Annotated in this window: 8 protein-coding genes; 5 read left to right on the top strand and 3 right to left on the bottom strand. The window is 56.9% G+C overall.

What is annotated here, in order from left to right:
• Window positions 1-255 precede the first annotated feature (255 nt).
• Window positions 256-1,341 carry an S-methyl-5-thioribose-1-phosphate isomerase gene (gene mtnA, locus M0974_RS29865; RefSeq protein WP_297845486.1) on the bottom strand — a complete coding sequence of 362 codons (1,086 nt, stop codon included), beginning with the start codon at window positions 1,339-1,341 and terminating at the stop codon, window positions 256-258.
• Window positions 1,342-1,480: 139 nt separating this feature from the next.
• Between mtnA and M0974_RS29860 the strand changes: the two genes are divergently transcribed.
• The 5 genes from M0974_RS29860 to M0974_RS29840 all read left to right on the top strand — a co-directional run bounded on the left by M0974_RS29860 (window position 1,481) and on the right by M0974_RS29840 (window position 6,215).
• The gene (locus tag M0974_RS29860; RefSeq protein ID WP_297845484.1) at window positions 1,481-2,821 is read left to right on the top strand and encodes a TRZ/ATZ family hydrolase; all 1,341 of its coding nucleotides are present in this window, start codon (window positions 1,481-1,483) and stop codon (window positions 2,819-2,821) included.
• Between the two features lie 59 nt (window positions 2,822-2,880).
• On the top strand, window positions 2,881-3,579 hold the full coding sequence (gene ubiG / locus M0974_RS29855) for a bifunctional 2-polyprenyl-6-hydroxyphenol methylase/3-demethylubiquinol 3-O-methyltransferase UbiG (protein ID WP_297845482.1): 699 nt from the start codon (window positions 2,881-2,883) through the stop codon (window positions 3,577-3,579).
• Window positions 3,580-3,583: 4 nt separating this feature from the next.
• On the top strand, window positions 3,584-4,255 hold the full coding sequence (mupP, locus tag M0974_RS29850; RefSeq protein WP_297845480.1) for an N-acetylmuramic acid 6-phosphate phosphatase MupP: 672 nt from the start codon (window positions 3,584-3,586) through the stop codon (window positions 4,253-4,255).
• Between the two features lie 56 nt (window positions 4,256-4,311).
• Window positions 4,312-5,052 carry a YciK family oxidoreductase gene (locus M0974_RS29845; RefSeq protein ID WP_297845478.1) on the top strand — a complete coding sequence of 247 codons (741 nt, stop codon included), beginning with the start codon at window positions 4,312-4,314 and terminating at the stop codon, window positions 5,050-5,052.
• A 236-nt stretch (window positions 5,053-5,288) separates the two neighbouring features.
• The gene (locus tag M0974_RS29840; RefSeq protein ID WP_297845476.1) at window positions 5,289-6,215 is read left to right on the top strand and encodes a GGDEF domain-containing protein; all 927 of its coding nucleotides are present in this window, start codon (window positions 5,289-5,291) and stop codon (window positions 6,213-6,215) included.
• Between the two features lie 50 nt (window positions 6,216-6,265).
• Here the strand turns inward: M0974_RS29840 and M0974_RS29835 are convergent, their stop codons facing one another.
• Both M0974_RS29835 and M0974_RS29830 read right to left on the bottom strand, forming a co-directional pair.
• Window positions 6,266-7,054 carry a TenA family transcriptional regulator gene (locus M0974_RS29835; RefSeq protein WP_297845474.1) on the bottom strand — a complete coding sequence of 263 codons (789 nt, stop codon included), beginning with the start codon at window positions 7,052-7,054 and terminating at the stop codon, window positions 6,266-6,268.
• Between the two features lie 88 nt (window positions 7,055-7,142).
• Window positions 7,143-9,224, bottom strand: a 2,082-nt coding sequence (locus tag M0974_RS29830; protein WP_297845472.1) for an EAL domain-containing protein, incomplete at its 5' end; no start/stop codon positions are given.

Raw genomic sequence — 9,224 nt, 5'->3', positions numbered from 1 at the left:
GCCCGCTTTTGATGTTGGCTCGCCCAAACAGCAGGCCGAAGGCCTTCATTAAAATGCCCCGTAAAACCATAGAGGCCGAGCGCAGCGAGGGAAGTTGAGCGAAGCGAGACCCATGGTGGGGCAAGCGTTTTTGGTTACTTTTTTGGCGTCTGAAAAAAGTGACTCGCTGTAAAAGCGAAACCATAATTCCAGCAACCACAAACAATGGATATACACACCAAACCCAACGCCAACACAAGCTGTTGACGTTGCTTTTCAATGCAACCGCTTACGACACATCAACAACGCCATCTTCGCAGTATCCGGCCTCTCAACAATCCCTTTCTCCGTAACGATAGCGTCGATCAAATCAGCCGGCGTCACGTCGAACACCGGATTAAACGCATCAACATCAGCCCCCACCCGTTGACCGCCAAGCTCCAACAACTCACGACCTTCGCGCTCTTCGATAGGGATGTCATCACCACTGGCCAGCGCCATATCGATAGTCGAACTCGGCGCAACAACCATGAAACGCACGCCATGGTGCATCGCAGCCACAGCCAGTTGATAAGTGCCGATTTTGTTCGCCACATCACCATTGGCCGTAATCCGGTCGGCGCCGACGATGACCCAGGTAATGCCTTTGGTCTTCATCAAATGCGCAGCCGCCGAGTCAGCGTTGACGGTCACCGGAATGCCTTCGTTAGCCAACTCCCAAGCCGTCAGCCGCGAGCCCTGCAGCCAAGGACGGGTTTCATCGGCATACACCCGCTCGATCATCCCCTCCAGGTGCGCAGCCCGAATCACGCCCAATGCCGTACCAAAGCCACCGGTTGCCAGCGCGCCGGTATTGCAGTGGGTCAACACCGTTTGCAGGTTGCCCTGGTGCTTGCGAATCAAGTCGGCACCCAACTGCGCCATGGTCAGGTTGGCTTCGCGGTCGCTGAGGTGAATCGCCACCGCTTCTGCTTCCAACGCAGCCAACGCAACCAGCGGCGACTCATTGCCCTTGAGCCGTGCCAGGCGGTCACGCATGCGGTTCAGCGCCCAAAACAGATTGACCGCAGTCGGCCGCGACTCAGCCAGCACGGTAAAGTCTTGCACCAGCGCCATGGCCCAATCGCCACCTTCAGCTATTCGCTGGCGCGCCGCCAAAGCGATGCCGTATGCCGCACTGATACCGATCGCTGGCGCGCCGCGCACGACCATCGAACGAATTGCCCCTGCAACCCCGGCCGCCGTGGTGTAGGCGTGCCAGGTTTCCTCGAACGGCAGCACGCGCTGATCGAGCAAATACAGAGCGTCATCCCGCCAATCGATGGCTTTCACCTTCTCCGCAGCCAATAGTCGATCGCGCATCTGTCACCCCATCACTCAAAAAGCTGGAAATCAAAAGCCGCCGATTATAGCGAGCCGGGCACCAAGACGCTCGGGTATACTTCGGCGTCCCTGCCCCTATCCCTATATATATAGAACGCCAAGCTCTGGAAGCCCCGCCATGCCCAACACTGCTGCCCCGCTCGACCTGCTGCTCTTGCCCACTTGGCTGGTGCCGGTCGAACCTGCTGGCGTGGTGCTTAAAGAGCATGGCCTGGGCATTCGCGATGGCCTTATCGTATACATCGGCCCCAAAGCCGAAGCCTTGAAACAGAACGCGCTGGAAGTCCGCGAACTTCCGGGCATGTTGCTAAGCCCCGGCTTGATCAATGCCCATGGGCATGCGGCCATGACGCTGTTTCGTGGTTTGGCCGACGATTTGCCGTTGATGACCTGGCTGGAGAACCATATCTGGCCCGCCGAAGCCAAATGGGTCGATGAAGAATTCGTACGTGACGGCACTGATCTGGCCATCGCCGAGCAATTAAAAGGCGGTATTACCTGTTTCTCTGACATGTACTTCTATCCGCAAGTTGCCAGCGAACGTGTCCACAACAGCGGAATTCGTGCGCAAATCACCGTGCCGGTGCTGGATTTTCCGATTCCTGGCGCACGCACCACCGATGAAGCGCTGCACAAAGGCGTCGAGCTGTTCAACGACCTTAAGCACCACCCACGAATCAAAATCGCCTTCGGCCCTCACGCGCCCTACACCGTCGGCGATGAAAACCTGGAAAAAATCCGCGTTCTGGCCGATGAGCTCGACGCAATGATCCACATGCACATGCATGAGACCGCCTTCGAAGTACAACAATCCGTAGAGCAGCGCAATGAGCGACCACTTGCACGCCTGAACCGCCTTGGCTTATTGGGTCCGCGCTTTCAAGCGGTGCACATGACCCAGATCAGCGACGAAGACTTAGCGTTGCTGGTAGAAAGTAACTCCAGCGTGATTCATTGCCCGGAATCAAATTTGAAACTCGCCAGCGGTTTTTGCCCGGTGGAGCGTTTGTGGCAGGCTGGGGTCAATGTCGCCGTAGGCACTGATGGCGCCGCCAGCAACAATGACTTGGACCTGCTGGGAGAAACCCGCACCGCAGCGCTGTTGGCGAAAGCCGTTGCCGGTTCGGCGACCGCACTCGACGCCCACCGTGCTCTGCGCATGGCCACGCTGAACGGCGCCCGCGCCATGGGCATTCAGGCGGACACCGGCTCGCTGGAAATTGGCAAGGCGGCTGACATCGTCGCCTTTGACCTGTCCGGCCTGGCCCAGCAACCGGTTTACGACCCGGTGTCGCAGCTTATATATGCCACCGGCCGCGATTGCGTGACCCATGTGTGGGTGGCGGGTAAACACTTGCTCGACGACAAGCGCCTGACGCGCATGGACGAGCAAACGCTGTGTGAAACGGCCAAGGCGTGGGGCCAGCGGATATCGGGCCAAAAAAGCCAAACCGAATAATGACCGCTTGGGTCTAACCCCCGAGCAGGACGAAAGAATCAAGTTTTAGAGGATTACCCATGAGCAACGTCGACCACGCTGAAATCGCTAAATTCGAAGCCCTGGCCCATCGCTGGTGGGACCGCAACAGCGAATTCAAGCCGCTGCATGACATCAATCCATTGCGGGTCAACTGGATCGACGAACGCGTCAGCCTGGCGGGCAAGTCAGTGCTGGATGTCGGTTGCGGTGGCGGCATTCTTAGCGAAGCCATGGCCCTGCGCGGCGCTACCGTGATGGGCATCGACATGGGCGAAGCGCCGCTGGCAGTGGCGCGCCTGCATCAGTTGGAGTCGGGCGTGACCGTCGATTACCGACAGACCACCGCCGAAGACCTCGCAGAGGAAATGCCCGAGCAGTTCGATGTGGTGACCTGCCTGGAAATGCTGGAGCACGTACCTGACCCCTCGTCAGTGATTCGCGCCTGTTTCCGCATGGTCAAGCCGGGCGGCCAAGTGTTCTTTTCCACAATCAACCGCAATCCCAAGGCGTATCTGTTCGCCATTGTCGGCGCCGAATACATCATGGGCTTGCTGCCGCGCGGCACTCACGATTTCAAGAAATTCATTCGCCCGTCCGAACTCGGCGCCTGGAGTCGCGAAGCCGGTTTGCAGGTCAAGGACATCATCGGCCTGACCTACAACCCGCTGACCAAGCATTACAAGCTGGCGTCCGACGTCGACGTCAACTACATGATCCAGACACTTCGAGAGGCCTGAACCCATGCGTTTGCGAGCGGTTTTATTCGACATGGACGGCACGCTGCTCGATACCGCGCCGGATTTCATCGCCATCTGCCAAAGCATGCTTGCCGACCGTGGTTTTCCACCGGTGGCAGACAAACTGATTCGCGATGAAATTTCCGGGGGTGCCAAGGCGATGGTGGCGGCGACGTTCGCGCTATCGCCCATGGCTCCTGAGTTCGAAGCGCTGCGCTTGGAGTTTCTCGAACGCTATCAAGTGAATTGTGCAGTGCACAGCACGCTGTTCGATGGCATGGCCGAGTTGTTGGCAGACATCGAGAAAGCCAATCTGATCTGGGGCGTGGTCACTAACAAACCGGTGCGTTTTGCTCAACCGATCATGGAGCAACTGGGCTTGGCTGAACGCTCGGCGATCCTGATCTGTCCGGACCATGTGACGAATAGCAAACCGCATCCAGAGCCACTGATTCTCGCCTGCAAGATGCTTGATCTGCACCCGGCCAGCGTGTTGTTTGTGGGTGATGACCTGCGCGACATAGAGTCGGGTCGCGACGCGGGGACCAAAACTGCGGCGGTGCGCTACGGTTATATCCACCCGCACGACAACCCGGATCATTGGGGTGCCGACGTAGTGGTTGATCACCCCCTAGACCTGCGCCGGGTGCTCGATGACGCCCTGTGTAGCTGCTGAGTCCTTCGCAGGCAAGCGCGCTCCTACAATGACTGATTTGTTTGCTGAGGTTTTCCATGTTTGATTATTCTGCACGCCCCGAACTGCTCAAGGACCGGGTGATTCTGGTGACTGGCGCTGGCCGTGGGATTGGTGCTGCGGCGGCCAAGACCTACGCGGCGCACGGTGCCACCGTGCTGTTGCTGGGCAAGACTGAAGCCAACCTGACTCAGGTTTACGACGAAATCGAAGCAGCGGGCCATCCTCAGCCGGCCGTGATTCCGTTCAATCTGGAGACCGCCCTGCCCCATCAATACGATGAGTTGGCAGCGACGATCGAAACCGAATTCGGCCATCTGGACGGCTTGCTGCACAACGCCTCGATCATTGGCCCGCGAACGCCCATCGAACAGTTGTCTGGCGAAAATTTCATGCGCGTGATGCACATCAACGTCAACGCCATGTTCATGCTCACCAGCACCTTGCTGCCGTTGCTCAAGCTGTCTGCTGACGCGTCGGTGGTCTTCACCTCCAGCAGCGTCGGGCGCAAAGGTCGCGCTTATTGGGGTGCTTACGGGGTGTCAAAATTCGCCACTGAAGGCTTCATGCAAACCTTGGCCGACGAACTGGAAGACATCGCCGCCGTTCGCGCCAACAGCATCAACCCTGGCGCTACCCGCACCAGCATGCGCGCTCAGGCGTACCCCGGCGAAAACCCGCAGAACAATCCCGCGCCTGAAGCCATCATGCCGGTTTACCTGTATTTAATGGGTCCGGACAGCGCCGGCATTAATGGCCAGGCATTCGACGCGCAATAAACCTTTATTAAACAAAACAATGCCCACGCCATGACAGATTTCCGTCTTGGCCTTGGGCGTTTTGTTTAAACAACACCCTCCCGAGTCAAATAAATGCCGGCCGTTCCTGAGCGCTCGCTCAACAGCGAGCTTTAAGTGGCTGAATCTTCTCCTGTTTATTTAAATGAACTCATTGGCACGACTTTCGCTCTAGAAAGACCATTCAACACGGCCTTATCTGTTTTAGGAGTGTAAAAATGAGTTCCCCTCCCCAGACTCACGCAATTGATTTCGACAACGCTAAATTGCAACGTCTGGGCTTTCGTCAATTGCAAAACGTTGCACAGTCGCCTACAGACTTGGCAGAGTTGCGTCAGCAACTGGGACTGCAATTACAAACCAGTCTCGAAGCTGAGAAAGTCCTGACGATGTTCTTTCGGGGTGTTCAGCGCCTGATTCAGCTCGACGCTCTGATCTACAACCACAGCAGCGCCGACTTGCACTTAAAGCTCGGTGACCGCGCTCACCATTGCGCCAGCTACACGTTGAGCAGTGAAGGTGAGCATCTGGGCGAGCTGATATTTCAACGCAAACATCGCTTTTCGGAACTGGAACTCGCCCAGCTTGAGTCCCTGCTGACCAGCCTGTTGTACCCACTACGTAATGCGCTGCTGTATCGGACCGCCACACAAAGTGCCCTGCGCGACCCGCTGACCAATACCGGCAACCGGATTGCCATGGATCAAACCTTATCCAGAGAGATCGAACTGGCGCGCCGTCACAAGTGCCCGTTGTCGGTTCTGATGCTCGACATTGATCACTTCAAACGGGTAAACGACGTGTACGGTCATGCCGTGGGTGACGAGGTGCTCAAAGCCGTAGCGGGTTCGATCAAGGATCAACTGCGCAATATCGATATGGTGTTCAGGTTTGGTGGGGAAGAGTTTTTAATCGTGTTGTCTAACACTACGGGCGAAGCGGCGGCTATGGTGGGCGAGCGCTTGCGTCATGCAGCGCAGCAACTGACCTATGCGACGCTTGATCAGCCGTTAAGGCTGACGGTGAGCCTGGGATGCGCCACCTTACTGCCAGCGGAATCCACTGAAAGCCTACAGCGCAGGGCTGATGGTGCGTTGTACGTGGCCAAGCGCGAGGGCCGTAATCGCCTGACAATAGCGGGTTAAGCTCGATTAGCTCGATGCGCTCAACCGGCTCAAAGCTTGCAGCTTAAAGCTTACATCTGCTCCTCTACAGCCCTCCGCTCACGCAAATGCGGCGTCTTCTCATGCCGCATACAGTGATCCAGAAACAGGTACATGTAATCGTAGCTTTTGGTGATGGCTTGGCGAAGCTCAGCCTGCAACTGAACGCTAGGGTTATTGCCGGCCAGCGTGCAGATGATTTCCAGCGCCTCCCACGGGTGTGAATCATCGTACTGCGCGTGCATTCTCAGCCACTTCATGGCGCGCTTGCGTTGGTCTTCCGGAAAGCTGTCAGCGTACACATCGCTTGAACACACAATGGCAGACCACTCACCGGTCGCGCCTTCGATGGCATAGTTGGTGGCCGCAATAGCGACGATCAACGAATCCGATGCGCAGCTGTGCCAGCACCAGTGGCTAAGCGCATGCAACTCCGGCGACACCTGCTGCGCCTGCAAGTCTTGCAAGCTGACGCCGTGGGCGAGGCTCCAGTTGACCCAATAATCCGCATGATTGAGCTCAACCCGAATGTTTCGCATCAGCCAGCGCCGCGCCATGTCTTCACCGGGATGACGGGCGAATCGGGTCTTGGTCAGGTTTTGCGCCATATACACCGCGAACTGCTCCACCACGGGCCAGCCGCCAATCAAATACTGGCGCATGGTCGTAGCGCTCAGACGTCCATCGCGCAGCCGTTGATATAGCTCATGTTCCACCACCCGACGCTTGGATTCGCTGCAATTTTTAATTAATTGCTGCGCCCAGCCAGGGTAACTGGCTGCTTCCATGAGTGGACCGGTTCGGCTAAAGGTATCGATCACTTCAATCTCCTTTTTATGTGTGAAAGTCCTACTGCTTTTGCAAGCTCCTACGCGGGCGGTGTTCACGCCCCCCGCATTAGAAATAGTTTCAGCGAAAAGTCCCTGGGGCCCGAACTAGCATGAGTGCAGGTCGAACAGGCCGTGTATGCAAACTTTCACACGTAAACAGTTGCGGGCGCTCAATAATGTAGCCCTGCGCAAAATCAACGCCGATTTCCAACAATGCCTGCTCGATCTGGGGTGTTTCTACAAACTCGGCGATGGTCTTTTTCCCCATCACGTGACCGATGTGGTTGATCACTTCGACCATGGCCCGATTAATTGGGTCATCGAGCATATCTTTGACGAAGCTGCCGTCGATCTTCAGAAAGTCTACAGGCAAATGTTTGAGGTACGCGAACGACGACATCCCGGCACAAAAGTCATCGAGTGAAAATAGGCAACCTAACGCTTTTAACTCGTTAATAAAACGGATCGCACTGCCCAGGTTAGAGATGGCGCTGGTCTCGGTAATTTCAAAACAAATCAGATCAGGGGGTATTTGGTACGTGTCGAACTGCTCTTTCAGGTACTCCAGGAAGGCGTCATCGCCAATACTGGTGCCTGACAAATTGATCGCACACATTGCCATCGGCCCTGTGTGTTTGTCCTCGCGCAGGCATTGGGCAATGATCTTGAACACGTTTTGCACGACCCAACGATCAAGCGTGGTCATCAGTCCATAACGTTCGGCAGCGGGGATAAAACTGTCGGGCAGAATCATCCGCCCGGTTTCATCGCGCAAGCGCAGGAGGATTTCGATATGCCCGCCTTCGTGGGTGGAGACCTGCCCGATATTGGCAATTTCCTGGGCGTACAAGCAGAACCGGTTTTCCTCCAGCGCAACGTGCAGGCGCTGAACCCAGGTCATTTCACCGAAACGCATGGACAGTTCAGAGTCGTCGGCGTGGTACACCTGCACCCGGTTGCGGCCTTTTTCCTTGGCCATGTAGCACGCCATGTCAGCCGCGCGCAGAGAGCTTTCGAGCGTGGCCGGGCTTTGGGTAATGTGCACCAGGCCAATACTGACCGTGGTTACGAATGGCCGGCCCTTCCACACGAAATGCAGGCTTTGCACAGTGGCGCGCAGGGATTCTGCAATTTTCTCGGCGGCCTCTGGAGGACAGTTCTTCAGCAGGATGCCGAACTCGTCCCCGCCCAGACGTGCCAGTGTGTCGCCCTCACGCAAGCCCTGCTGCAGCAACGCGCAGATATGCCGCAGCAGCTCATCGCCCGCCGCGTGGCCGCTGGTGTCGTTAACCAGCTTGAATTGATCGAGGTCGAGGAACATCAGCGAATGCAGATCCGAATGGCGCGTCAGGCTACCCAGCGCGTGCTCCAGGCGAAATTCGAACTCACGCCGATTGGCCAATCCGGTCAAGGCATCGTGGGTGGCCTGCCAGGACAGGTTGGCGATGTACTGCCGCTCCTGAGTCATGTCGTGCAAGACCAGCACGGTGCCGCTGATTTTGCCGTTGGTCTGAATCGGCGAGCCGACCAACGCCACCGAGACCGTGCTGCCATCAAGGCGCTGGATCAGGCGTGAGTGCTCACTGCCACCGCGCAGCTTTCCGCTAAGAATATGTTCGATCAAGGTGAAGCTGTCTTTCTGGTCGTTCTCATCCAACAGGTTGAACAGCGCCGCCAAAGGTAAGCCTTGAGCTTGTTCGCTTTTCCAGTGGGTGAGTTGTTCGGCGGCCGGGTTCATGTAGGCAATCGAGCCGTCGACGTTTGTGGTGATTACCCCGTCGCCAATGGATTCCAGCGTGACTTGTGCGCGCTCCTTCTCCTGCTGCAATGCACTGGCAAATGCCTGGCGCTGCGTCAGCAGTTTATGGGTGCGCAACAACGCCAACAGAATCAAGCCCAGCGCGGTGGCCATGTTGGTGATCAACAGCAGCCGCAAAATAAACCGCGAGCCTTCTCCCAGCGCGTCACTGAAGGCTTTGGCGGCCGGTGTGACGCCTTCGTTGATGGTATTGATTCGCGACTTCCAGCCCAACACGTCGCTGGTGCCGGCAGTGCCTTGGCTAAAAGCGCTGTGCATCTGCTGCGCAACCGCATCCAGTTGCACAAGGTACCCGTCGCCCACCTTCCATAACTCGATGGCTTCTTCCAGGTAACTGAAATG

The sequence above is a fragment of the Pseudomonas sp. genome (assembly GCF_026224925.1).
Taxonomy (GTDB): domain Bacteria; phylum Pseudomonadota; class Gammaproteobacteria; order Pseudomonadales; family Pseudomonadaceae; genus Aquipseudomonas.
Note: the sequence above shows the minus strand (reverse complement) of the source record. Positions and strands in the feature narration are given on the sequence as shown.

Coding starts and splice junctions, on each gene's coding strand:
- mtnA (WP_297845486.1), bottom strand. CDS start 1,341: ATGCGCGATCGACTATTGGCTGCGGAGAAGGTGAAAGCCATCGATTGG.
- M0974_RS29840 (WP_297845476.1), top strand. CDS start 5,289: ATGAGTTCCCCTCCCCAGACTCACGCAATTGATTTCGACAACGCTAAA.
- M0974_RS29860 (WP_297845484.1), top strand. CDS start 1,481: ATGCCCAACACTGCTGCCCCGCTCGACCTGCTGCTCTTGCCCACTTGG.
- mupP (WP_297845480.1), top strand. CDS start 3,584: ATGCGTTTGCGAGCGGTTTTATTCGACATGGACGGCACGCTGCTCGAT.
- ubiG (WP_297845482.1), top strand. CDS start 2,881: ATGAGCAACGTCGACCACGCTGAAATCGCTAAATTCGAAGCCCTGGCC.
- M0974_RS29845 (WP_297845478.1), top strand. CDS start 4,312: ATGTTTGATTATTCTGCACGCCCCGAACTGCTCAAGGACCGGGTGATT.